The organism is Candidatus Bathyarchaeia archaeon (genome assembly GCA_038882715.1).
Taxonomy (GTDB): Archaea; Thermoproteota; Bathyarchaeia; order Bathyarchaeales; family DTEX01; genus DTEX01.
The window spans coordinates 1-24,725 of the sequence record JAVZNR010000013.1 but is presented as its reverse complement, the minus strand read 5'-3'; the positions used below and the strand labels follow the sequence as shown (position 1 = coordinate 24,725).

At 43.3% G+C, this 24,725-nt stretch carries 20 protein-coding genes, 1 tRNA gene and 1 CRISPR repeat array; of the genes, 9 read left to right on the top strand and 12 right to left on the bottom strand.

Features of this window, described 5'->3' with window-relative positions; genetic code table 11:
• The first annotated feature begins 37 nt into the window (after positions 1-37).
• Positions 38-343: a metalloregulator ArsR/SmtB family transcription factor gene (locus tag QXR61_07715; protein ID MEM3757833.1), complete on the top strand. Its 306-nt coding sequence runs from the start codon at positions 38-40 to the stop codon at positions 341-343.
• Positions 344-357: 14 nt separating this feature from the next.
• Entirely contained in the window at positions 358-915 is a 558-nt protein-coding gene (locus QXR61_07710) for a (Fe-S)-binding protein (GenBank protein ID MEM3757832.1), read from the top strand.
• A 147-nt stretch (positions 916-1,062) separates the two neighbouring features.
• On the opposite strand, the gene QXR61_07705 is transcribed toward QXR61_07710, so the two are convergent.
• Positions 1,063-2,307 carry a hypothetical protein gene (locus tag QXR61_07705; GenBank protein ID MEM3757831.1) on the bottom strand — a complete coding sequence of 415 codons (1,245 nt, stop codon included), beginning with the start codon at positions 2,305-2,307 and terminating at the stop codon, positions 1,063-1,065.
• A gap of 87 nt (positions 2,308-2,394) precedes the next feature.
• On the opposite strand from QXR61_07705, the gene QXR61_07700 reads away from it, so the two are divergent.
• The 3 genes from QXR61_07700 (at position 2,395) to QXR61_07690 (ending at position 6,483) form a co-directional block, all read left to right on the top strand.
• Positions 2,395-3,096: a phospholipase D-like domain-containing protein gene (locus QXR61_07700; GenBank protein MEM3757830.1), complete on the top strand. Its 702-nt coding sequence runs from the start codon at positions 2,395-2,397 to the stop codon at positions 3,094-3,096.
• 86 nt (positions 3,097-3,182) lie between these two features.
• Positions 3,183-6,014: a UPF0182 family protein gene (locus QXR61_07695; GenBank protein ID MEM3757829.1), complete on the top strand. Its 2,832-nt coding sequence runs from the start codon at positions 3,183-3,185 to the stop codon at positions 6,012-6,014.
• Positions 6,015-6,027: 13 nt separating this feature from the next.
• A complete protein-coding gene (locus QXR61_07690) occupies positions 6,028-6,483 on the top strand; it encodes an Hsp20/alpha crystallin family protein (GenBank protein MEM3757828.1) in 456 nt (151 codons plus the stop codon).
• 41 nt (positions 6,484-6,524) lie between these two features.
• Here QXR61_07690 and QXR61_07685 read toward each other — a convergent pair whose 3' ends face one another.
• Entirely contained in the window at positions 6,525-7,919 is a 1,395-nt protein-coding gene (locus tag QXR61_07685; GenBank protein ID MEM3757827.1) for an MATE family efflux transporter, read from the bottom strand.
• 169 nt (positions 7,920-8,088) lie between these two features.
• Between QXR61_07685 and QXR61_07680 the strand changes: the two genes are divergently transcribed.
• Entirely contained in the window at positions 8,089-10,068 is a 1,980-nt protein-coding gene (locus tag QXR61_07680) for a sodium-translocating pyrophosphatase (protein ID MEM3757826.1), read from the top strand.
• Between the two features lie 68 nt (positions 10,069-10,136).
• Here the strand turns inward: QXR61_07680 and QXR61_07675 are convergent, their stop codons facing one another.
• From QXR61_07675 to QXR61_07640, 8 genes are all read right to left on the bottom strand, one after another.
• Positions 10,137-11,375 carry a TrkA C-terminal domain-containing protein gene (locus QXR61_07675; GenBank protein ID MEM3757825.1) on the bottom strand — a complete coding sequence of 413 codons (1,239 nt, stop codon included), beginning with the start codon at positions 11,373-11,375 and terminating at the stop codon, positions 10,137-10,139.
• A 92-nt stretch (positions 11,376-11,467) separates the two neighbouring features.
• Positions 11,468-12,586, bottom strand: coding sequence for a radical SAM protein (locus QXR61_07670; GenBank protein ID MEM3757824.1), 1,119 nt, complete (start codon positions 12,584-12,586; stop codon positions 11,468-11,470).
• 84 nt (positions 12,587-12,670) lie between these two features.
• Complete coding sequence (locus tag QXR61_07665) at positions 12,671-13,600, bottom strand: acetamidase/formamidase family protein (protein ID MEM3757823.1); 930 nt, start codon at positions 13,598-13,600, stop codon at positions 12,671-12,673.
• A 24-nt stretch (positions 13,601-13,624) separates the two neighbouring features.
• Positions 13,625-14,674: a hypothetical protein gene (locus QXR61_07660; protein MEM3757822.1), complete on the bottom strand. Its 1,050-nt coding sequence runs from the start codon at positions 14,672-14,674 to the stop codon at positions 13,625-13,627.
• Positions 14,675-14,781: 107 nt separating this feature from the next.
• The gene (purQ, locus tag QXR61_07655) at positions 14,782-15,591 is read right to left on the bottom strand and encodes a phosphoribosylformylglycinamidine synthase subunit PurQ (GenBank protein MEM3757821.1); all 810 of its coding nucleotides are present in this window, start codon (positions 15,589-15,591) and stop codon (positions 14,782-14,784) included.
• Between the two features lie 6 nt (positions 15,592-15,597).
• Positions 15,598-17,979 (bottom strand): phosphoribosylformylglycinamidine synthase subunit PurL, encoded by a 2,382-nt coding sequence (purL, locus tag QXR61_07650; protein MEM3757820.1) that lies wholly within the window; start codon positions 17,977-17,979, stop codon positions 15,598-15,600.
• Positions 17,980-17,983: 4 nt separating this feature from the next.
• Positions 17,984-18,232, bottom strand: a complete 249-nt coding sequence (gene purS, locus QXR61_07645) for a phosphoribosylformylglycinamidine synthase subunit PurS (protein MEM3757819.1) — start codon at positions 18,230-18,232, stop codon at positions 17,984-17,986.
• Positions 18,233-18,291: 59 nt separating this feature from the next.
• A complete protein-coding gene (locus QXR61_07640) occupies positions 18,292-19,509 on the bottom strand; it encodes an alpha-L-fucosidase (GenBank protein MEM3757818.1) in 1,218 nt (405 codons plus the stop codon).
• 133 nt (positions 19,510-19,642) lie between these two features.
• Between QXR61_07640 and QXR61_07635 the strand changes: the two genes are divergently transcribed.
• Entirely contained in the window at positions 19,643-20,047 is a 405-nt protein-coding gene (locus tag QXR61_07635; GenBank protein ID MEM3757817.1) for an alpha-L-fucosidase, read from the top strand.
• A 63-nt stretch (positions 20,048-20,110) separates the two neighbouring features.
• Here the strand turns inward: QXR61_07635 and QXR61_07630 are convergent, their stop codons facing one another.
• Positions 20,111-21,133 carry a Gfo/Idh/MocA family oxidoreductase gene (locus tag QXR61_07630; protein MEM3757816.1) on the bottom strand — a complete coding sequence of 341 codons (1,023 nt, stop codon included), beginning with the start codon at positions 21,131-21,133 and terminating at the stop codon, positions 20,111-20,113.
• Between the two features lie 35 nt (positions 21,134-21,168).
• On the bottom strand, positions 21,169-21,957 hold the full coding sequence (locus QXR61_07625; protein MEM3757815.1) for a sugar phosphate isomerase/epimerase family protein: 789 nt from the start codon (positions 21,955-21,957) through the stop codon (positions 21,169-21,171).
• 134 nt (positions 21,958-22,091) lie between these two features.
• Here QXR61_07625 and QXR61_07620 point away from each other — a divergent pair.
• Together QXR61_07620 and QXR61_07615 are read left to right on the top strand one after the other, a co-directional pair.
• Positions 22,092-22,222, top strand: a tRNA-His gene (locus tag QXR61_07620).
• Positions 22,223-22,394: 172 nt separating this feature from the next.
• Positions 22,395-23,453: a site-specific integrase gene (locus QXR61_07615; protein MEM3757814.1), complete on the top strand. Its 1,059-nt coding sequence runs from the start codon at positions 22,395-22,397 to the stop codon at positions 23,451-23,453.
• Positions 23,454-24,051: 598 nt separating this feature from the next.
• Positions 24,052-24,655: a CRISPR direct-repeat array (repeat unit 24 nt; unit sequence CTTTTAGTTCTTTGTTATTAAGAC).
• Positions 24,656-24,725 lie beyond the last annotated feature (70 nt).

Here is a 24,725-nt window from a genome sequence, read left to right as displayed (position 1 = left end):
AAATATTGCTATATTACTATTATTCATTGTGGAAATCTTGAAGAATAAATATAAAGCCAAGATATTCAAAGCCTTGGCAGATCCGACAAGACTTGAAATCCTTGAGTATTTACGTGATGGTGAAAAATGTGTTTGTGAAATAGTTTCCCATTTGAGGATACCTCAGCCGATGGTTTCTAGGCACTTGTCCATTTTGAAGAGTTGCGGTATCATAAAGTGCCGAAAACAAAAAAATAGAAGATTTTATTTAATTAGTGATCCCACAGTATTACATATACTTGATGTGATTACTCCTGATTTTATAGCTAGACTCTCTAGAGTGATTATCGAAGAAATTGTTTAGCAGGTGGCTTAAGCATGAGTGGAAGAATCAATATTGTGATTACAGAAAGGACTCCATGTCTTCTTGAGCCTAGGAAGATTAAGATAACTGCTCAGGCAGATAGACCGCTTGGCGAAGTTATTCCGATTCTCTACCTGGCTATTCCACGCTCACAGTACGCTAAAGCATTCAACTCCGTAACATTCACATTAGACGGTAAGCTCATAACCGTTTATTCCTCTGGAAAGATTAATCTCGGCTGCGTTTTGAGAGAGGAGATAGCGTTAAGGCTCCTAGAGAAACTTAAGGCTATGATTGATAAAGCCTACGAATATTATAAGGCGCACGGCGCGCCAGACTCAGGGCTTCTGGAGGCTAGGCAAAGACTTAATCCGCTCGAAATATATAAGCATCTGCCAAAAACAAACTGCAAAGAATGTGGAGAGCAAGGATGTTTCCCATTCGCGGTCAAACTTGCAAATGGGGAGAAAAACCTACAGGAATGCGCCCAAATCCAGCAGCCAAAATACGGCGACAACAAAGCCTACTTAGAGAAAATGCTACAACCAATAAAATTAGAGATTACCATATGATTAGACTAAAGACCATAAGATAATTACGCTAAACCTCCATAAAATCCGCCAGCCGTGATTACAGAATCCCGCGAAAATCATGGAGAGTAATTATCTGAAATTGTATATTTTTTATGAGAACTTCGTAGTTCAGCGGTGAAAGCAACACTATTGGATTTTGAAGAGCCTTGCAGCATTTTCCCACAGGATTTGATTAGCTATTTCTTTAGCTGTCTCTATGGTGTAGAAACCTCTTTTAACCATGTTTTCTAAGGCTTCAGCGGTTACTTTCCTTGCTAAAGCTGCCTTGCCATAGATCCATTCGAGGACGTACGCGTCGCTGAAGAAGCCGCATGTCTTCCCAGCCGGCAGTATCTGTATTCTCTCAAGCAGGTGCTGACTTATGCTTTCCGGGAAGAAGCAGTACCACCAGTAGCCATCCATATAAACGTTAGGATAATTTTTCGCCATAACGGTCAGCTCGTGAGACTGAAATCTGTAGGCGGAGATTATGTGAAAGTCCACATCCCTATACTGATGGAGGAAATAGCATAGATAGCAAAGACCTCTTTGTTTAAAGCAAACCGCTAAATCCGGCGGAGAAGCCCCCGGCAAATCTCTAGCCACACCCAGCATCAGTTGTATTGGGAGACGATATTCTCGGCACAAGTCCAATACCATAGATAATGCTGCTGACCTTAAACGCATCAACTCGGCCCCGGAGATAGGTTTACCAGAGTAAAGCTTAATATAAGCGTCCTCAGCGAGACTCGTGTGTGTCGGCTTGTAGGTTTCAAAGCTCTGCACGGAAGCTGCTACTGAAACACTGTATCCCTTAAAGGCTTCAAATCTGCTTGCTAAAACATCCTTCAATCTACTGAGTCTAGACGCTTGCTCCCCGTAAACCTCTTCAAGTTTTCTAATAGATTCTCTAGACAACCCGCTTATAACAGGATCAAGTCTCAGCGAAGCTACGTAAAGATTTTTATCAAATTCGGGCTTTAGCTCCGTAAGCGGATTTATTGTTAGAAAAATCTTCGTTATTTTCGTTTTAGCCCTAACTTTGTCAGCCCACCCGCTATCTGACTCTTTTAACTTCATAATCTCTTTTAGCTTAGACCAGTTGCTTAAGTTAAGATCTTCCTGGAAGTCATAAAGGTCATATAAGATGCGGTTAAGACACCAATAGGTAGCTGTGTTTTTAATAAATTTAAAATGCTGAATTAGGTCGCCAACAGGATCTCTGCTTTTAGCCATGATCTCATTAACTGGAAGCCCCAAGCTTCTAAGTTCAGTAGCTATGTAATGGTAAAGCATTATTTGCACGGGGTTCACGGCTGCAGGGCTCTTAAAATCTATGTGCGTATGAACGTCTATAAGAGGTGTCTCATTAACGTAATCTACTACGCTCAACTCAGTCCCCTCTGATGAGATTTTTAAATTTATCTATTAAGTCTCTAAAATTGCTATTTAATAATTGTTGGAGAGGAGGTTTTGCCTTTGACAAGAAAGTCTCGTACGAGCTTAGTTTCAATGATATTCATGTTAATAGTTGGGTTAATTATAGGAGGCTACATCAGCGAAGTAAAGTATAGGGAAGAGAGGGAAAGAATAAAAGTTAAGTTAGCTGAGAAAGAAAGGAAGATTGAGGAATTAAGTGGGCTTGTAAGTATCCTTCAAATGTGGCTTGAGGGTAACATAACTGTTTACAGCGAGAGGATAGCGCTTCTAGAAGAACATATAGCTGAGCTAGAAAGGCAGCTGAAGATAGAGATTTTAGGCATCTATTTTTCACCTGAAGGCGGCTGTGAGAACGCTATCATAGGTTGGATAAATCGTGCAAATAACTCTATTCACATATTAATCTACAGCTTTACACTTGACTCAATTGGTAAGGCGCTAGTTGAAGCGTATAGCCGAAATGTCGATGTTAAAGTTGTTTTTGAAGAGAGCCAGGTAACCCAGTACAGCGAGTATTGGAGCTTGAAGGCCGCTGGGGTACCGGTACGCAATGACACGAACCCGCGATCCATGCATAACAAAGTTATGATAATAGACGGAGAAATAGTTGTTACTGGGAGTTATAACTGGTCAAAAACTGCTGAAAAAGAGAATAACGAGAACCTGATAATTGTAAGGAGTAAATATGTTGCTGAGCTCTACGAGCGGGAGTTTGAGAAAATATGGAGCAATAGTGTCTAATAGCGAATGTTTTGAAGGAGCATTAATATATATGTCACCTAGTTACTTATTTTATCACAGATCGCTTTATGGTTGAGTTAAATATAATGAGCGGTGGAATAAGGAGTAGAATACGCATCATATACTGGATACTTCTAATTCTCTCCGTTACTTTAGTTTTTTCCATTTTACTCAGCCGCGAAATAGTGTCTTTTTGGCTTAATTTTATGGAGTTCGGGGACCTGTTTTTGAGACCTATATATTTTAGCCTTTTAGGCGGCCTCGTATTGGCAGCGGTTGCTTTTTTCAGAGTAGACTTCAAGAACAGAAGATCTGTAACGTGGTGGTTTATCAACCTAATAGTTAAAGTCATCCACTTAAGAGGAGATTTGGAGAAGGTCTCCCCTATATGGCTTGACTTCGACGGCTTTAAAATGCCCTTATTTAAATTCATTCTATGGCAGGTTACAAAGATCTTAATTGGCATGAGCCTCTTAAGCAACGTGACGTTCGGCATAACAGTTGACGCGATCATAATGGGCTGGAACCCAAACCTTGAAATGCTCCCAAAAATCTTTAGCCTCCCATTCATCACTCCTCCAATAAACATAACGTATGCAGAGGAAAACCTTATACCTCTAATTCCAGCCTTAACCCTTTTGATCCCACCCTTACTCCGTGCTCTCTTAATCCGCTTAACGCTTCTAGTTTTAGTAACGCATATCATACGCATGGTAATGCCGTTTGTCGCAGCCTATCTATGGGATCTCGAAACCCCTAGCCTAAGGAGATTTATGCCGACGATTCAAGCCTTGATAACCATTTTCATCTTATGGTTTACGTTAACAAGGTTCTTCTCGTCTTTCATCGATTATAATACTAAATATCAGATTCTCGGGTTAATAGCGGTATGTCTCACCTTATCAATATTTACCATCCTAGATAAAAGGGCTCTTAGTTCCAGCTTAAATAAAGTTTTTAGGCGTCAGATTTATGCTCGCATAATAGTCTTAACCTTAATTATAGCCATTTTTAGCGCGCTTATGGTGCTAAATAATAGTATTGCTGATGTGAGAAAGGTTGAGATGCTTGGACCATATATCGCGCAAATGATTTCTGTAAACAGGCATTTGGCTGAAATCAACAATATAAAGGAGGCCCCGTATGTATTCGGCCTTTCATCGATCTCTCCCAATGAGATAGATGAATATATTAAGCAGGTTGAGGGGCTCCTAGATAAAGTGCGCCTATGGGATCAACAAGCATCGTTCGATAAGCTTAGACCTGAGATAGGCTTAATACCTTACGTTGATTTTACTGAGGTTGACATTCTGCGCTTTAATGGCTCGCTATACTGGAGCGCTTCAATGGATTTAATATTGCCTCAAACCGTTAGGCCGGAAGATAGATGGTATGCATCTCATTTTGTTTATACCCATGTGCCCAACGGCTTTCTCATGCTCGATGCCCATACGGGAAAAATAGTTGATGCCTCTAAGTTCTTTCCGCAAAGGAGAGTATACTATGGTGAAGGTGGCCTTTTTAGAGAAACCTGGGTCGCATTTCCAAAAGATAGAGTCTCCAGCACGGAGGTGGGAGGACACTTTTATATTGGTAAAGGTGGCGTCGACGTAGCTCCACCATTAAGCTGGATATTTGAACCAAATTTTCTCCTTTCATATCCAACTACAGTTATGAGAATCCTAAGATATAGAGATGTCTTTGACCGCATGCAGCTCCTGTTCCCGTATTTCACGTATGAATTCAATGGGCAGCGGGTCGATATATGGCCTGTAACTGATGGCGAGAGAACATATTGGACTATGCCGCTAATAGTGTTTCTTGATGCGAGTTACGTGCCGTGGAGCGACGGGAATAGGTTTGGTAGACTAATAGGCTACGCATTAATAGATGTATATGATGGAGACGTCCAGATAATTATTATCGGAAACGATTTTTTCAGCCAGATGTTCAAGAAAGCTTATAGCGAATATGTCTACACAGAGGTTCCAGATTGGTTGAAGAATCAACTTAGATATCCGGAGGAGCTCTTTGAGTGGAGGGTTAGCATGTACAATTTCTTTCATGTGACCGACCCAGCAACCTTCATTACCGCCAAGGAGTTCTATGTCATACCTAAGGGGATTGACACGTACTACATTATTGCGCAACCTCATGGCTTTAACGAAACAGAATTTGTTGGAATACTTTCGCTTGAACTGCGAGGAGCTCTTGGGGAGAATCTGGCTGGCTACATTGTCGTTAGGAACGATTATCCTTATACTGGAGAAATAATATTCTACAAGGTTCCCTTAGAAAGTAAAACTAAACTTTTAGGTCCAACAGCTGTAAATGAGGCTCTAGAAAGAAATCCCGATTTCACATCTCTAAAGACTCTGCTTAGAGAGCCGCGCGTAGGAAATCAAATTTTCTATAGGATCGGTAGATACGATGTTTTCATAATACCGGTTTATACTGCTCCAGGGGGAGGCGTTGTCACCCAAATTGGTGTCATAGCAACTGTTGGAGCGGACTTCACTGGCGAATACTATGTGGGATTAGGCTCAACGATTAAAGAAAGCTTCTATTACTTCCTTTTCAAAATCGCAGGGGTTCAGGCCCCGCTGCCAAAGCCGGGGGCTGGTGAAGAAGAGAGAATTTTCAATATAGTTGAGGAGATTAAAGGTGCGGGCTTAAGTGTACTTGAGCCATCTGAAATTCATCCTAATGTATCCTTTTTCATTGGAAGTGTCAAATATATCTCTGATGATGATTGGGCTAATGTCCAGAATTTACTAAATAATTTTATTAAGGTATGCGAATATTATGGCGTGAAGAGGGTCTTTGTTTGGAAAAGCAACGGAAGATTAAACGCTGGGATACTGGTAAACGTGGAAGGGGTAGTAGAGCTTCATTACATAGTGATAGATCTTACTTAAGGGTAGAGAAACAATGTCAAAAACTAATTCGGATGAAATGTTGTTAAACTTTATCCTAGGCGTTAGCGTTGCCATAGCGGTCGCGCTTCTAATCTTAATATTTAAGGTTAAAGGAGGGCTACTAGGGGTCATTCTCGGATCTATAATAGTTTTGGCGCTAATTTATTGGGTGAGGGAGTTTAAAAGGGTTCTTGGCGCGCAGAAAACTATTGCGGAGGAGCATGAATGGCTGTATGATATCATTGAAGAGGGAGAGAACATAACCTTTGTGGCAAAGGTTCCTGGGCCGCCAGAAGAAGTAAGAGTAAAGTTTGCTGATGGTGTGTTAGAGATTAAAGGGGGCGGAAACTTTTTCAGAAGAGTGGAGATACCTAGGGATGCAAAGTTAGTGGAGAAGTCCTATGTGAATGGGGTTTTACGATTAAAGCTGCGTGTATCGCAAGTAGAGCGAAGCAGGCTACAGCAATAATTCAATAATGCCGGCTATATTTCTTGTTTTCTAATGGTTTATCATTTAACTACTGGTTTAGCCCAATCCCCATATTTTATCCAGATGAGCGCTGCAATTCCTCCAATAAGATTGCTTAATGCTATAGCTAACCATGCCCCAGCAGACCCCATGCCGAGCAAAAAGGCTAGCATGTAGCCTAATCCTACCCTAATTCCCCATAGCCTAAATATTCCAATTAACGTTGGGGTGAAAGTGTGGCCGGAGCCTCTACCTGTTGATATAGCGACCATAAATAAACCGAAAAATGGCAGCGTAGGCAACAATTTTTGAAGGAAAGAGTCGGTTTCAGCTAATATTAGCGAGTCATCGGTAAATATTTCGATTAAATACATCCTGATCGGGTAGACGAGCGCGGCTCCCAAAGATACTAGCGTGAATACCAGTAGACAAGATTTATATGCAACCTCCTTAGCCCTCTTAATATTTCCATCTCCCAGACTCTGCCCGACCATTATAGCGGTTGCGCCGCCAAGGCCGAAAAGAGCTGCGTCGACTATATCCATTATGACGAAACCTATTGCGTAAGACGTGGCCGTAACTATGCCAAGCTCGTTCACTATCCTTAGCTGCATTAGGAAGGCGAATCCATTCGTTAGTCCTAGGATAAGGATAGGTGAGCTTATGCGAGCAACCAAAGCAGCCCATTCAAAATCTATGTCTCTGGTGAACGCTATCTTAAGGTCCGGGTAATTCTTTCTAATAATATATGTTAGCATCAGCACTGATATACTTTTGCCCATAACATCTGTTATGGCGGCTCCTATAACCCCTAGCCTCGGAAAAGGATGTATCCCTAGAACCAAAAATGGGTCCAATAATATGTTTAAACCAACCGCTACAGCATTAACCATGGCGGGGCTCCTTGTATCTCCTACACTTTGGAGGAGCGTTGTGAAGGTTAACGATATATAGTTCAGGAAAATATCAAAGGCAATTATACCGGAGTATTTGATCACATCGTTGAAAATCTCTGGCGGCGTAGATATGATATATGAGAAAATGCACTCTCTCAAAGCCAAAAGCGCTATACAAAGGATGCCTCCAGCAAAAAATAACACCGTGAAGAATCTTGATGCTGAACGGCTGGCTTCTCTATACGCTTTTCCACCGATATATTGAGAGACTGTGCTTAAGCATGCCGCGGTTAAAGCCATAGCTAAAGCTTGAAAAAGCATGATAATGGGCCAAGTCTGCCTTGGAACAGCTACAGTGACATCGCTATATTGGCTTAGCCAGTATGCGTCTGCGGTGTTATAGGCGATAATGATTAACTGATTTAGAAGGGGAGGGGCGCCCAACCATAATAGCATGTGAAAAATTGGGCCGTGGACTATCTTGTCTCGATATTTACTTATTGAAATGTCTTCGTTTAAGCCGCCATCTTCATCGGCCATGAGCATAATTAAGCCAAGGTTACCACTTAAAAGTTTTTATGCCAAGTTTAACATGGTTTTGGTTATTAACGAGTAATGTTTATATCCGGGCTTCCTAACTAACTATTTTCCTTATAGCGGTGGAAAGGTTACTGAAAATAGTAGATGTGTACCTATTCCTTGCTGGGGATTGAGCGGCTTGAATATGATAATGCTGATAGCTCCTATAGCGGGCGCTCTTGCTCAAGTTTTCTCCATTTTCCTAGTCTATAACATTCTCCGAAGACGCGATATTTCTGAAAAAATATATGCGATCTCAAAAATCATTAGGGATGGGGCTGTAACCTACTTAAACCAGCAGTTTTTGGCGGTTTTTGTATTCAGCGTAATTTTAGCTATAGTGGTGGGCTTATTCTTTAACCTATCTATAGCCATAACTTTCTCCATAGGATCAGCTTTTTCAGCCCTCTCAGCATATCTGGGTACGTTAATAGCCATCAATACAAACTCTAGAACTGCTGAAGCCGCAAAAGAAGGTTTCAAAGAAGCCTTCGCGATAGCCTTTGAAGGCGGCATATCCACAGGTTTACTATTAACCGGATTCGGCCTATTAGTTGTTAGTGGACTATACCTAATATTTTCAGCTTTTGGATGCGAAAGCCCAGAAAACCTAGTTGGCTTAGGCTTTGGAGCGAGCTTAACGGGATTATTTGCACGGGTAGGTGGAGGAATATACACTAAAGCAGCAGATATAAGCGCAGATCTAGTCGGCAAGATTGAGATAGGGCTCCCTGAAGATGATCCACGTAATCCAGCCGTGATCGCGGATCAGGTTGGCGATAACGTCGGCGACGTTGCTGGCACCGGCTCAGACGTTTTTCAGTCTTATGTCTGCGCACTTATCGCAGCGATGATACTTGGGGCGTCGATACGCGGCGTCGCGGGGCTAACTTATCCACTACTAGTTCTAGGAGCCGGCCTCGTATCTTCGGCAATAGGCCTCTTTCTGTCTAGAGCTCTAAGCAGAGACTTGAAAAGATCCGTATATTTGGGGATATATATTCCAGCGCTCTTTGCGTCCATATCCTCAGCCGTAATATCGCAAATACTTTTTGGTGATTTAAAGGCTTTCTATGCAACGCTTGTGGGGATTATAGCAATATTGCTGCTAGCCCAAATAACCAATCGCTACACTTCACCTGAAGGAAAAGTTGTTAAAAACGTCGTGCTCGCTTCTAAATCAGGACCCGCAATAAATGTTCTGACCGGTCTATCCGCAGGTTTAGAGGCGGTTTTGATGCCTACCTTGACGCTTTCGGCGGTTATCCTCCTAGCATATTATTTTGAGGGATTATATGGCATAACACTTTCAGCCATCGGCTTCTTATCCACTATGGCGACGTTTGTCTCGATATCGGCTTATGGGCCCATAGTTGATAATGCAAATGGCTTAATAACAATGTCAAAGATCGATGCGGATCTGCGTAGGACAATGGATGTGCTTGACTCCATTGGCAATATGACTAAGGCGACATGTAAGGTTTACGCGATTGGAACCTCAGCGTTAGCACAGGTCGCAATCTTCTCAGCTTACTTGAGCGCTGCAAAACTAAATGCTGTCAATGTGGTAAATCCGGTGGTGGTAGCCGGGATGCTTATCGGCGGCTCCCTTTCATTCGTCCTCTGCTCGCTGGTGATAAGAGCGGTTAGTAAAGCCGCCCATATAATGATCGAATCTATTCGAAGACAACTTGGAGGCAACTCTAAACGCAAAGAAAGTAGGCGTAAACCTCACTACATACAATGCATAAACATAAGCTCGAAAGCCGCCCTAAAAGGAATGTTTTATCCAGCGATACTCTCAGTCATTGCGCCATTCATGGTCGGATTGCTCCTAGGCCCAGAAGCTATGGGAGGCTTCATCGTCGGGAATCTCGTTACAACATTACCGCTCTCCTTACTCATGTGTATAAGTGGTGCAGCATGGGATAACGCTAAAAAACGTATTGAGACAAGTGAAAGAAAAGAGAAAGAAGACGCAGCATATGTAGCATCAGTTATAGGCGATGCTGTCGGCGACCCACTAAAAGATGCCGCCGGACCGTCATTAGACATATTCATAAATTTGATTGGAACGGCAGCGCTAATTTACGCTACACATATGCTTTAACCCTTAGGCTCTTATTTTCAGATAACTTTCTTAACGTGGAAAACGCCTGGCAATATGGTGGGATGCGTTTATGAGTTTTCTTCCCAAACGCCTATTTCCGTATCTAAGTGATTAGATTCGGGGGACGCTAATTTAATCAAATCCTCCTTCCCATTCGAGTAACCAGACGCTATTAGGATGTCACCAGCCTCAATCTTCGTATCAGGTTTCGGCCTTATACACTTGTTGTCCCTCTTTATGGCGAGAACCCACATCCCTGTCTCCTCTGGTATACGAGCTTCCTTTAACATTTTATTCACTAGCGGCGACTTCGCGCTAACTCGAACATATACTATTGTCTCTTCCGCATCCCTTATAGCTATCTTAATAATGGGATGCGGCTCAATCTCCCTTAGAATAACTTCAGCTATCTCGGCCGCCGCGTCAGATATCTTCTCTGCGGCAACACCAAGCCTTATGAGGCCAAGAGTCCCCTTGACGTCGCTCTCATCAAGTTTGCTTGATAAAACCAGTAATTCAAAGTCCGTATGCATCTTATCAACGTATTCTTCAAGCGCATGCACTTCTTCCGCCAGATCTCTACTATTCATCACGAGCGCTGAGTAGGCCAAAGCTATCATCAGCTCAGAGATATCTTTGAGCTCAACAAACCGCTCAACTATTTCCCTAAACCATTTTTCACCCCTTAACTCCTTAAGCATCGCCTCCTCGCTCTTTAAGAGCTTTTCACCAATTTTCTCTTTCAGACCATTTATCCCTGCGGAGACACCCCGCACAATTAAAACGTCGCCATCCCTTATTTTCTCATAATTCCCGGGATTTATTATCCAGTCTTTATTTCTACGAATAGCTATCACATCTACTCCCATTGAAGCTGGATCCAAATCAATCAGTCTATTACCTATGATTGGTGAATCTGATGGAACCTTTATTCTCGACAGTCTCTCTCCAACTTTCTCAAAGATCTCAGTTATAATCGGGTGGACGCCAATTTCCTGTAAAATTATGGCAGCTATATCACCAGCGGCATCAGAAATTTTATCTGCAGCCGAAGCAACCTTAGCGACCCCAGAAAGCATTCTTGCATCCTCGGCATCCCTAGCCGCTATCATTATCTCCATGTTTAAGAGGAAGGCGAGAGTATCAACCTTCTCTTCCAGCTCAATGACATCTTCCGCTAAGTCCCGATCGTTAAACAATGCCGCAGAATAGGCTAGATCAATCATTAGCTCAGAGAGATTCTTCATCTCCAGAAGAATTTCCCTTACAGGTACAGGCTGATACTTTATTCTCTCCTTCTTGCGCATTCTTATAATTCTCCCCAAATACTATTTTTCTAGGACTTTTAAATAAATTTAACTACATTTCGACGCAGATCTTTAAGCGACAAAAGATAAAATTATATTTTGTTAAAAATTACTTTCCGATGTGTCGTAACACCTATAAGATATTTTGCACGCCAGTCTACACACGCTTTCTTTAACTGGATCTTTATGACCCTGTCGTCCACCTCAACGCTAGAGCACGATACACCTAAATACTCTAGAAGATCTCTAACAGCGCTTTCCTCCAAATCTTCTCGCTTCATATCTGCGTTACAAGGCCCTAAATTACACATTGCACAATACTGTCCATGATAATAGGTATTTGCTTCACACGCAGCCCTAAAGACTTTTAACCCTAAATTCTCTGCCGCCTCCCTAATTTTGTTCTTTAAGTCTAAAGATTTCACTTCAATCTGTTCTTTGCCTTTAAACGGCTTAACTAACCTTTTCTCGATCTCCTCCCTTCTAACCCCGCTTCTCTCAAGTCTTCTAATGATCCTTTCAGTAGCTCTTAGAGACCCCAGAACAACCGATTTTATACCTTTGTTAGCGGCAAAAGTAAGTATTTTATCAGCTTCTTTATCAGTTACTCCGGGAATTATTGGTCTAATAAATAATGATACCTTTAAACCCCTCTTTAAAGCTCTCTCGGCTCCTTCAATTCTTCTTAATGGATCTGGAGCCTTTGGCTCTAACCTCCTATTAGAAAACGTAATGATGGTTATGAGCACATTAGTGTTCGGGTCGCTGGCTGAAATGCCAGAGATAATTTCATCCGTTAAAAAAGATTTTGTTGATAATTGAGCGGGCATTTTCAGCCATCTCCAAATCTCCCTCATATATTCTATTGCCCTGCTGGCTGTTTCAGGTAGAAAAGGCTCAGTTACCGAGCCATATGCGGCCAGAGTCTTCTCAGGAATTATATATGGATTCAATGAGAGAGCGTAAGCGATCTCTTCAGGCTCTAAAGGATATGGTTTAGGTATGGCTGAAAAACCCATATCATATATGTAACAATAAGCGCATAGATAGCTGCAGCCAACACCAGTATGTATAGTCATGCCGCAAGGCCTAGGCATCCTCTTTGAATGAGAATCCTCGCTGGCAATCCTCCTAGAGTCGGAGCTTAATTTATCTTCTAGATCCGCTTTAATCTTCTTTTTTCTCTCAAATAAGTCTACTAAATGCGTCAATATTTTAGCTCCTCTCGATAAATTAATTAAAAGGCGGAGCAGTTAATGTTGCCGAACATCTCGCGTGAATATTTTTGTCTAGGATCATTTGCTAGCGCTTAACTCCAAATACTTCTTCTCAATCTTCGCCGCAACGGTCCACAGGTTTCCAACACTAATCCTTCCAACTAAGGAACATAGCATTAACCCTTCGAGTCTACTTATACCATACTTCTCTTCCATCCAAGTGACCAGCTCCAAAAAGGCTATTTTTATAGCATCCTCGAGGCTCCTCCCAGCGCTTGTAGTAGCAACGCACATGACCTCTTTTTCATTCTCTATCCTCGGCCAGCTTATGCTTTCCTCTGAAACCCCGATTTCTAAAGTTATTTCAGCAGGCATTTCAACCGCTGTGCCAAATATTTCGCCATCACCCTGTATCGCATGCGCGTCCCCTACGTAGAGTAAGGCGCCCTCGTGAAATACTGGCAGGCTCACTCTGCTATCAGGGCAAACATCTGGCAGATCCATGTTTCCACCATGCCTTCCGGGAAGCATGCTTGAAGAGATGCTATCAACCTGTGGGTGTGGCGCCGTTCCTATTGTGCCAACCATGGGCTTATAGGGAAGCTTCAGGCTGTTGAATAAGATCATGTTGCCCACGATCTTACATATTTTTGTTTTACGTGGAAAAGCGGTTCCCATAAACCTTAGTATGGGAATCTCTGTGAGATATCTCTCATTGAACTCTGAAGAATATATCGCTCCCTGTCCTATTGTCGGCTTAATCTCCCTTATTGATACAATAATTGACCCGCCCGGTTTGGCCCCCTCAACATATATTGGTCCAACTAGAGGGTTTCCAAAGGGAACCTTGCCTCTATCCCTTAAATCGCTTTCTTTCCTAATCTGTCCCGATGAAGCATCTTCAACTTCAATAACTATTGTTTCACCGGGTTTCACGTAGCTTACTGGTTTTTCATATGGGCTTAAAGTATACCTTAAACCAATATCTTTAAAACTGATTCTTTTCAACGGTGCCACCACTCAACAGTAACCTTAACGTTTTCCCATTATAAACGCTCTCATGTCCCCTAGAATAGCTGATGGGACTTGAAGGTCTTTCATGGTCTTCAGTCCGGGAGGCGCATTAATAACTCTGGGTATCATGTTCACGATTACGGCCGCTGTACCTTTGTCTCCATGAACGCATGGAGATATCTTCTCATTAACTGAGGGTACGCCATCGATAATTATTGAATCATATTCTTCGTCTGCTCCAATATAAGCCTTAAAGGATAAAGTTATCATTTGTTCACCGTTAATAACTCCATGGGCCCGTTGGAGTAAACCCGCTACTGAGCTCGGCTTCACGGTTATGAAATCGCTTTTCACCTCGCTTTCCGCCACTATTGGCACTATGGGTTCTTCCTCTATCCTCTCTAGTCTTAAGCCTAAAGCATCAGCTATCATCGCGATGGACTGCTTTAGACCAACGTGCCCGGTTATATCGCCTCTGGAAATCTTCTCCTTGAACTCTTCAACGCTTAAACCTGCCCCGATTTTAATCTGAAAAGGCAATCTGCGCTTGGCGGCATCCATAACTCTTTCCACATATATGCGTTTAATATCTTGACATACCGTTGTCAGCAATATTACAAGAGTGTCCATTAAGAAGCCAGGGTTTATTCCAGTTCCGAGCACCGTAACGCCATGCTTTCTAGCTAAATCATCAATGTTCTTTGAAAGCTCTTCGCTCACAATGAATGGATAAGATAATTCCTCACACGTCGATATGACGTTAAGACCCCGCTTAACTAGTTCAATTATCTGCGGATAAGCCTTACCTAAAGCGTACACAGTTGCATGTATAGCTATGTCCGCTTTAACGTTTAATTCACTGATATCTTTAAGAACCGTTATCCCAAGCTTTTCATTGAGCCCCATAACCTCACCCAAATCTCTGCCAGCTTTATTTGGCGCGGCGTCCACGGCTCCGACTATTTTTACGCCTTTTTTTCTTAATAGAAGCCTACCTATTTCGCAGCCTATTGCCCCAACCCCAACTAACACAGCTTTGACCTCCAAGTTTTCGGTTTTTTCATTCATTCTCTTATCACCTCAAGCTCTCTGAGTTGAATAATGCGTTGTATTAAATTTGCCTCTAAAAATCTTATTCGTTTTCAGCTGCATTGATTTTAAGGGTCGTTCGCTTCTTAAAACTTCTTTGCAACATATTTCACTAGAGATTCAAATATTAGTTTACCATCCCCGTACTTTGGCGGCTTCCCCATTCTAGTCCAGTCTGGTAGCTGCCAGCCGTAATATGCTCTCTCTGGATGTGGCATTAAACCAAACACTGTGCCGTCTGGGTTACATATGCCAGCTATATCGAAAAGCGAACCGTTCGGATTGTCTGGGAAACGCCCTTCAGCATATTCCCCATTCTCATCACAGTATCTTAGGATTATCTGCCCATTATCTAAGAGCCTATTTAGCATTTTCTCGTCAGGTAGGATGAATCTTCCCTCAGCGTGGGCAACTGGCATACGGAGGATACGCTTTTTAGGCATAAGCCATGTTGAAGCGCAGTTACCGTTACCTTCATGCTTTAGATAAACCCACATGCATCTGTAACCTATCGGAATATTTGTTGCTAAGGCGGCCTCCGGATAAGCGCTTATCCCATTTAACCCCGGAAGCAAGCCGGCCTCAACCAGAATTTGGAAACCATTACATATCCCAAGTATCGGTCTACCTTCATCCATAAAGGATTTTATCTCTTTACCAATCCTAGACATCACGGTTTTAGCCAGTATGGCTCCAGCCCTGACATAATCACCATATGAGAATCCTCCCGGAAACACTAGTATATGGTAGTCTAATAGATTCCTCTTCCTAGACACTTCATTCAGGTGGTGTATTGACGCTTTAGCTCCAAGATCCTCAAATGCCCTTTTAGTCTCAGCATCACAGTTTGTTCCACCAACCCTAACTATGCAGACCCTTATATCCCTAATCTTCATGAAGAATCAGCCTCTAACCAAAGGGTTCTTCCAAGCGTTTATTAGGGAATCTATATCCGCCTCTATAATGCGTCTCCCGTTGAATCCGTAGATAACGAATGATTTATCGCTTTTAACCCGACCTATCGGCTCGTAAACCGCCCCTCTAACCGCTGTCTCAAACTTATCTCTATATTTCTCCGGGACCTCCACTAGGAAGCGGCTATTTGACTCCGAGAACAGTATATAGTCGCTTCTATAAACCTCATTTGCCCTTGGAACATTCTCCAACCATATTTCTAAGCCTAGTCCGCCAGCAAGAGCCATCTCGGCTGCAGCTACCGCTAATCCTCCTTCGGATAAGTCGTGGCACGCCCTTACATATCCTCCATCAATAGCCCTAATTATCGCTTTCATGTTTCGCTCAGCCTCCCTAAGCCTGACTTTCGGAACCGTTTTTCCAAGAAAGCCTAGAAGCCTATAATATTCTGACCCGCCGAGCTCAGCATAAGTGCGCCCAACGATATAGAGCAAATCCCCCGGCTCCTTTAAATCCATAGAAACAATTCTCCTAACGTCGGGTATAATCCCTACAGCTGTTATTAGAAGAGTTGGCGTAACCGGGCCGAGCGGCGACTCGTTATATAGGCTATCTTTTCCAGAAATAAACGGTGTTTTAAAGCCTCTAGCGAATTTATAGCAGGCCATACAAGCCCTGACAAGCGACCCCATTCTATCGGGCTTCTCAGGGTTACCCCAAACAAAATTGTCAAGTAACGCTATCCTTCTGCCGCCAACAGCCACATTATTCCTTATGGCTTCATCAATAGCCGAAGCAGCCATCCAGTAAGCGTCGATTTTACCATACTGTGGGTTCATGCCACACGATATCACAACACCCTTCCATGAATTATCTAAGGGTTTTATGACAGCTGCGTCGCTCGGACCATTATTCTTTCCACAAAATGGTTTTAGGACAGTGTTCCCCTTAACTTCATGATCATATGTTCTTACAACGGATTCTTTACTAGCGACGCCCGGTGAAGAGAGTATCTTTAAAAGGGGATCTGTTAAATCCTTTGGCTCCTCAAAGACTGGCTCCTTAAGTCTAGGCTTAACAAACATGGCTGTCTTGCATGATCTAGGCGGACTAAATAAAAATGGTATGTCAATGTCTGCGACATTAAAACCCTTATAAAATATCTTTAAGACCCTGTCGTCTGTTAGCTTGCCTAATGATGTTGCTTCAACATCTTCATCGCGGAAAATTTCTAGGACTCTGTCTAAATTCTCTTCTGGGACAGTTAGGAGCATGCGTTCTTGAGACTCTGATATATAAATCTCCCACGGCGCAATATTTGGATACTTAAGTGGGACTTTATCAAGTTCAACATATGCGCCGCAGTTAAACTTATGCGCTGTTTCGCCAATCGCGCTTGATAGACCACCTCCACCTAAATCAGTTATTGAAGATGCTAAACCAAGATCCCTAACAGATATTATTGCCCTCTTGAGCTTCTCCTCCTCTATCGGGTTGGCTATCTGGACAGCGGGTCTAGCAGTCTCCTCGGACTTCTCAGTTAACTCTAGTGACGCGAACGTTACGCCATGTATTCCATCGCGACCCGTCCTGCCGCCGGCTAAAACTAGATGATCTCCAGCCCTAGCCCTCTTAATATATCTGCTTATGGGCAGTATGCCAACACAACCACAATATACGACTACGTTCCCCACATAGCTCTCATCAAAATATATGGCTCCGTTAACTGTCGGTATACCCATGTTATTTCCATAATGCCCTATTCCCGCGATAACGCCCCTAAAAATATATTTCGGATGTTTTATCCCGGGCGGGATCTTAGCGTAATCGTAGTCTAGTGGGCCGAAACCTAAGACATCTGTGCACGCTATTGGATCAGCCCAAACTCCGAGAATATCGCGTATTACTCCCCCAACGCCGGTTGCTGCGCCGCCAAATGGTTCTATAGCTGACGGGTGATTATGGGTTTCAACTTTAACCGCTATCCCATAGTCGCCCTCGAAATGGATTATTCCGGCATTATCCTCAAAGACCGATATACACCATGGCTTGTTTAGCTCGCGTGTAACTCTCGCTATAAATGTTTTAAATAATGAGTCAATTTTTCTCCCATCTGGAAGAATAACTAAGCCCTTAAAGGTTTTATGGAAACAGTGTTCGCTCCAAGTCTGCCCAATAGCCTGCAGCTCAACATCAGTTGGGTTTCTAAGTTTCTTCATAAAGTAGGTTTTTATGGCTTGCATCTCCTCCAGGTTCAAAGCTAAACCCATCTCATCACTTATCTTCACTAGATCTTCATCGCTAGCGTCAAGCAGGTTAACTTCATACAGATCAAAAGGCACGTCTCTTTTAATGTAGATCTGCCTCATAGTCTCACGCTTCCTTTATATAGTATTCATAGTCATCTTTAACGGGATTTGCGAGAAGCCTCTTACACATGTCTTCAACCATAACTTTGGCATCATCGACGGATTCTGCCTCAAAAACTATCTCATAAACCTTACTGACCCTAACAGATTTAACAGGGTACTTCAGCTCTACAAGAGCGTCTCTAGTGGTTTCACCTTCAGGATCAGAGTGACCTGGCTTTAATTTAACCTCAACCCTAACGACATACTTCATAGAGAAAAATAAAAGAGTTTAGGTGTTAATTAACTTTAAGAAAGACGCTTTCATCCAGCTTATTTCATCCAGAATGAGGGCGAAACGGTTTCAGGTTTACCTTCAAGGTCGATCGCAATAACCGTGTCTATTGGATCAGGCGCTCTCCTCGGAAGCCCCTTAATAAATAAGCGATCTTCACGCTGCTCAAACGGCAATGTTTTCCCAGTTGCCAGCATGCTAGCTTCAACAACCCTATTCTTTATTCCAGCGACACATATCTCGCTTTTACCCGGCCAATAGAAAACATGCAAATAAACCCTATTACCCTTAGCCGTAACATGCCCCAAATGCGCCGCTCCAAAGGGTGCTGCGCTAGCGCCGTAGATTGATTCGCCATTCCGTTTAAGCCATTCGCCAACAGCTCTAAGCCTACGCTTATAGGCTTCCGGTATGCTTCCGTCGGCTTTAGGCCCAACGTTGAGGAGCAGATTTCCGTTTCCCGCGACGCATCGGACAAGCAGCCTAATAATTTCTAGCGGACTCTTTAAATGCTTGTCTCCGACATGATAGCCCCACCAAGACTCATCTATAGTCATGCAGGACTCCCATGGTCTATCATAGTATCTTATGTGTTGCTCCGGGGTCTCAAAGTCCTCGGGTAAACCGGAGCGATTATTTATAATTATATCTGGTTGTAAGCTGCGAACCATGGTGTTTAGACGCTCCGACTGCCAGTCCTCAGCCTTATATGGCCATGCCCCATCATACCAGAGTATATCTATTTTACCATAGTTTGTCATCAGCTCGCGGACTTGGGCGTGCACGTAATCGCGGAACCTAGCCCAGCCCTCCGAATTTTTGGCTGGTCCATCCCAGTACTCTGGCCAACGCCAATCCAAGAGCGAATAATAGAATCCTACTCGCATGCCAGCCTTGCGGCAAGCCTTAACGTATTCGGCTATAAAATCCCTCTTTGCCGGCGTAGCTTTAACGGACGTAAAATCTGAAACTTGGCTATCCCAAAGACAGAACCCGTCATGGTGCCTAGTTGTTAGAACCATGTAGCGCATACCAGCCTCCTCAGCTAACGCAACCCACTCATCTGCATTAAATCTCTTGGGGTTGAACCTTCGAGCCAGCTTAGCATATTCGGACTTCGGTATGCGCTCAAAGAACATGACCCATTCTCCACGAGCTGGAATAGCATATAGACCCCAGTGAATGAACATGCCGAACCTCGCCTCAACCCACCATCTTAACCTTTCAGGAACCTCAAACCTTGCCTCAGAAGACATATCTATTAATCCTCCTCAAACTAAGATTAAGATTATGAACCGTAAGTATTATTTATAACTTTAATTAAATCATTTTAAGCGCTGAAACGATAATTTTAATGTTAGATCGACAAAAGTTAGGAGTTAACTATGGCTGATAGGCCCCCTTTTTAAACCTGATTTAAGATCTATAAGGAAACATAAATGTTCAGAGTGGTTTCATGATGCTAAATTTGGAATACTTGTACATTGGGGACTATATTCCGTACCCGGTTGGGCTCCCCTTACCGGTGAGCTAATGGAGGTAGTTTCTAAATGGGGATGGGAATTCTGGTTCACTAATAATCCTTATGCTGAGTGGTACTTCAACTCCATGAGAATTAGGGGCAGCCCAACACACCACTATCACCTGAAAATTTATGGAGAGGGCTTCTCATATGACAGATTCGCTCAAACCTTTAATCAGGAGAGTAAGAGGTGGAACCCCAGAGAATGGGCGGAACTTTTTAAGAGGGCCGGCGCTCAATACGGTAAGAGAATCTCCAGCCTATGCGATTAAAATATCGCCGAAACCAGAATGAATAATGGAAGCCAGTGCAGTGAAATCGTAGGTCTTCTCAATTTAGGGTAACGGAAGCCTAACAGGTTTCCCGGTTTCCATAGATATGTTAGCTGCTATAGTTACTTCCATCGTTTTTAATCCATCCATGTACGTGCATAAGATTTTAGACGGATCATTTAATTGTACAGCTTCTATGAAGGCCCTATCCTCTATTTCAAATATGTTTGGTTCACCGGGAATTTCTAATGGTTCCGCGTTTAGGCGCAACAGTTTCAAATCGTGCTCCCAACGGGTAAATAACGCTGTTGTCCTATTGGCGTATACGCTTAATGTTACTCCGCCGCCAGCATTAGATGAGCAGGAAGCCCAGAAGCTTCCAACAGCTCCGCTAGTAAACTTCACGTTAACCACGCTCGCATCCTCGACGTTATATTCGGGCGGGACATCTCTATTGAAGCCCTTTGCAGGGTAAGCGTGAACCTCCTCTATTTCACCGCAAAGAAATCTAGCTAAGTCAACTGTATGCGTCACCTGCTCATGAAATTGTCCTCCGCTTTTCTCCTTCCTTATCCACCATCTCCATATTGGTGTATCCGGCGATGGCTTTGGTGTGCCACCGATCCAGCCGCCTAAGACCAGTATTGGCGGGTCCTCGCGAAGTATCTCTCTAACCAACTGGACTCCTCTCCTATAGCGGTTCATGTAGCCGACGCTCGTAAGTATCTTTTTCCTTTCGACTTCTGAGGCTATCCTTCTCGCCCTCTCAAGATAAAGATCTACTGGCTTCTCGACGAAGAACGGCACATTATGCTCTATGGCTAGTAGCTCAGCGCCATGCGCATATGGTGGAACGCAGATGTAAACCGCGTCGAGATCAACTCTACTGAACATTTCCTCGGCCCTTTCAAAGATAAACGCGCCCTCACTACCAAATTTATCAGCAGCCGCTTTTGCCCGGCTCAACTCAACGTCACAAAACGCTACTGGAGAAGTATGGGGGATTTTAACGATCTCTTCCATGTGCCTTAACGCTATACCACCGCACCCTATAAATCCAACACGAGTCTTCTCCAATCCAATCAATCCTCAGAACAGTCTCGACTTTTAATCCTTTTCCTCTAAATTAGGCTCCTTAAGTATTTTACACATTTTGGTAATTCAATATCTGGGTCTCCGGGTATCCCGCATTCAAGAGCCATGAAATTCTTATAGCCGATCTTTTTAAGCGCCTCAAAGCCTGATTTAAAGTCTGTGTGGCCATATCCCGGTAGTAGTCGGTTGCTGTCTGCTAAGTGAACGTGCATTATGTAGCCGTCAGCCGCTTCAATGCTTCTAGCTATGTCCGCCTCTTCAATATTCATGTGGAAGAAGTCAGCCATGATTTTTATATGCTCCATTCCAACAGCCTCACATACTTCAACAGCTTGCTGAAGCCTGTTAATTAGATGGGTTTCATAACGATTTAAAGGCTCAAGCAGAACATATGCGCCGACATCGCCAGCCCATTTACCCAAAATCCTACATTCCTCTATAAGGATCCTTTTCTCAACCTCTTTAACGTCAGGATACAATGGATATAGATCCGTAATCTTTGGGCCGCCGAAAGTTGGCACAGTTATCACACCGACGCCCCCGAGATCTGCGCAAAGTTTAAGTCTCTCCTTTATACCTTCGATAGCAAGTTCTCTCATTCTGCGATCTGGCCCGAGAAGATCCCCCTCATATCCGCTGCAAACAGTCGAAATCTTAACCCTTGATACACTTAAAGCATCTTTAATCTCTTTAAACCGTTGTGGAAGATTGTTTCCCCAGACCTCAACTCCGTCAAAATCATATTTCTCCGCGTTCTGAAGCTTCTCGAAAAACGTTTTCCCCGGAATTAAATTCTCCTGTATTGCCAGCTTCATAATACATCCCTCATTAAATCTCATCAATCATCAGATATTCTCAAACCACAAATATATTTTTGGATCTTCCCGAAAAATGCTTAACCTTAAGAAATACTTAAAAGCCAAATCTTCAAAAGAAAAGTATGTGGGTGGCCGCCGTAACGTAGAGACATGAGTCAGTTTAAGGTCGCGGATCCTGGTAGCGTACGGACACCATGCATAGTAATGCTGGTGGTATAGGCCTGTGGAGCCCGGAGGCCGGGTTCAAATCCCGGCGGCGGCCTCCAACCAAAAGTTTAAGGACAGAATCATTTCACAGCATTATTTATGGGGCGAGCGGTTGCTGAAAGGGACATTTATAATTTGCCGGGGCGCTTGGAGAGTTTTCTGAGTGGACTCCGTGAGTATGCTGGTTTTGTTGACGCTAATGTTGAACATAACATATTAGGCGCTTTATGGAGTACTGCTTCAGCACTGGCTTGTGTCCCGCTAGGGTTTACAAGTATGTGCAGACGCTTGCTAGAGTAAGCCGTTTCATGCAGAAGGATTTCATGGAGGTTACTAGGGAGGATGTTGAGCGGCTTGTCGCCAGCCTTGAGCGTAATAGGCGATTGAGTGCTTGGACAAAGCAGAATTATAAGGTTGTCTTAAAGAAGTTTTTCAAGTGGTTGAAGGGGGACGGGGAGAGGTATCCGCCTGAGGTGGAGTGGATAACAACAACCCTGAAGAGCAAGGATACGCTGCTGCCGAGCGAGCTCCTAACGGAGGAGGATGTTATGCGCCTTGTTGAGGCAGCCTCAAACATAAGGGACAAGGCGTTCATAATCACGCTGTATGAGAGTGGGGCGCGCATAGGCGAGCTAGCATCCATGCGCATAGCGGATGCGCAGTTTAACGAGAAGTATGTAACCCTAATTCTTAAGGGTAAGACGGGATCTAGGCGCGTGCCTGTCGTAGCCTCCATGCCCTATTTATTAAACTGGATTCAGAACCATCCGAAAAAGAATAGGAAGGACGCGCCTTTATTCTGCGGACTCCACGATGGCAAGCCACTCAGCTACGGGGCCTTCAGCAAGATACTGAAGGAGACAGCTGCCAGAGCCGGTTTAAAAAAGAATGTTCATCCACACGCATTCCGACATAGCAGGGCAACATTTTTGGCTAAGAAGCTGACTGAAGCCCAGATGAACGCATACTTCGGCTGGAGGCAGGGCAGCAGAATGCCCAGCATATACGTGCACCTAAGCGGAAGAGACATAGACGAGGACATTCTAGGCATATACGGCTTAAGGGAGGCCGAGCATGAGGAGCCAATGATAAAGCCTAAGACCTGCCCAAGATGCGGATTCCTAAATCCGATCGAGGCTAAGATATGCAACAGATGCGGATTAGCCCTATCAATAGAAGCCGCCGCAAGCCAGGAGGAAGACCTATACTTCACAGCCGAAGAGGTTGAAGCATTAAAGAGACTCCTACAGCTAATGAAGGATGGAAAAATAAAGATAACTGGATAGTTGTTAAGCCGCAAAACTCATCCAAGCGAAAGTTGGGAACTGAACGTTTGTCTTCTGCCTATAAAAATCCTAATGCCGCTCTCAAACTAGCAGAAGAAAATGTTCATTTAGCGAAAAGATGTCTCAGGGCCTTAGACAGTTTCCAGCCAACTGATACTCAAGTAACAACCAACCTGAAGCGAGAGGAGGCCCAGAGCCCTCTTCTCAACCGAATTTGAAACTACTGACACAGGTTCAGTCTCAGCCTACAGCGGGAATCGAAGTCCAGAAAATGCCCATATTAATCGGCGCCTAGGTGGGTTTTTGAAAAATCGGCTTCTGGACGTGTTCGTTTAGTAGACGCTAAACGAACATGCATAGCCATGCGCAACCCAACCACCAGCACATATCTCCTTAATTTAAACCTCAATTTTGCGATACATAAATAGGGTATATAATATTACAGGAGCTCCTGTAGGGAGGACACCAAACATATTTTCATATATTCATATGTCTTCTATTTTTCCAATCCGTTAAGTGGAAGAATAATGTGATGTTAGTGCGGCTGGCGGCTTTCATTAAGAACATAACTCTTAATTCTTGTTACTAGGATCCTAAGCTTTTAGTTCTTTGTTATTAAGACGCGACACTCTGATAGCTAACGGCACTTCTACTTTTAGTTCTTTGTTATTAAGACAAACGTCTTTTGTTAATAATGCCAGCCCGGTAAAAACTTTTAGTTCTTTGTTATTAAGACTCAGCATCCCCGTTGTGAAGGCTTTTGACGCCTTTTAGTTCTTTGTTATTAAGACATGGGCATTTTTTTGGTAATCACTAACAATAATCTTTTAGTTCTTTGTTATTAAGACGCTATTAGCTCAGCATCATAGGGGATGCGAATTCTTTTAGTTCTTTGTTATTAAGACATATTCAAGCTCAGAGTCAATGCATTTCGTTACTTTTAGTTCTTTGTTATTAAGACTATTGAGAACCATGAGTCCCATGATGAGCCAAGAAACTTTTAGTTCTTTGTTATTAAGACGGTGAAAAGAACCACGCTTCTAATCCCCCTGATGCCTTTTAGTTCTTTGTTATTAAGACGTATAAAGTCGAGTTTCGAGTGTTTTGTTATTTTCGCGACTTTTAGTTCTTTGTTATTAAGACGGTGAGCCGATTGCGGGTGAGCCGATTTCACATCACTTTTAGTTCTCAGGATCATCCAACACCTACGTATGGGAGAAGCTAACCTTTAGGGTTGATTCAGCATGGGTTCCCACCTCAGTAAACGTTACA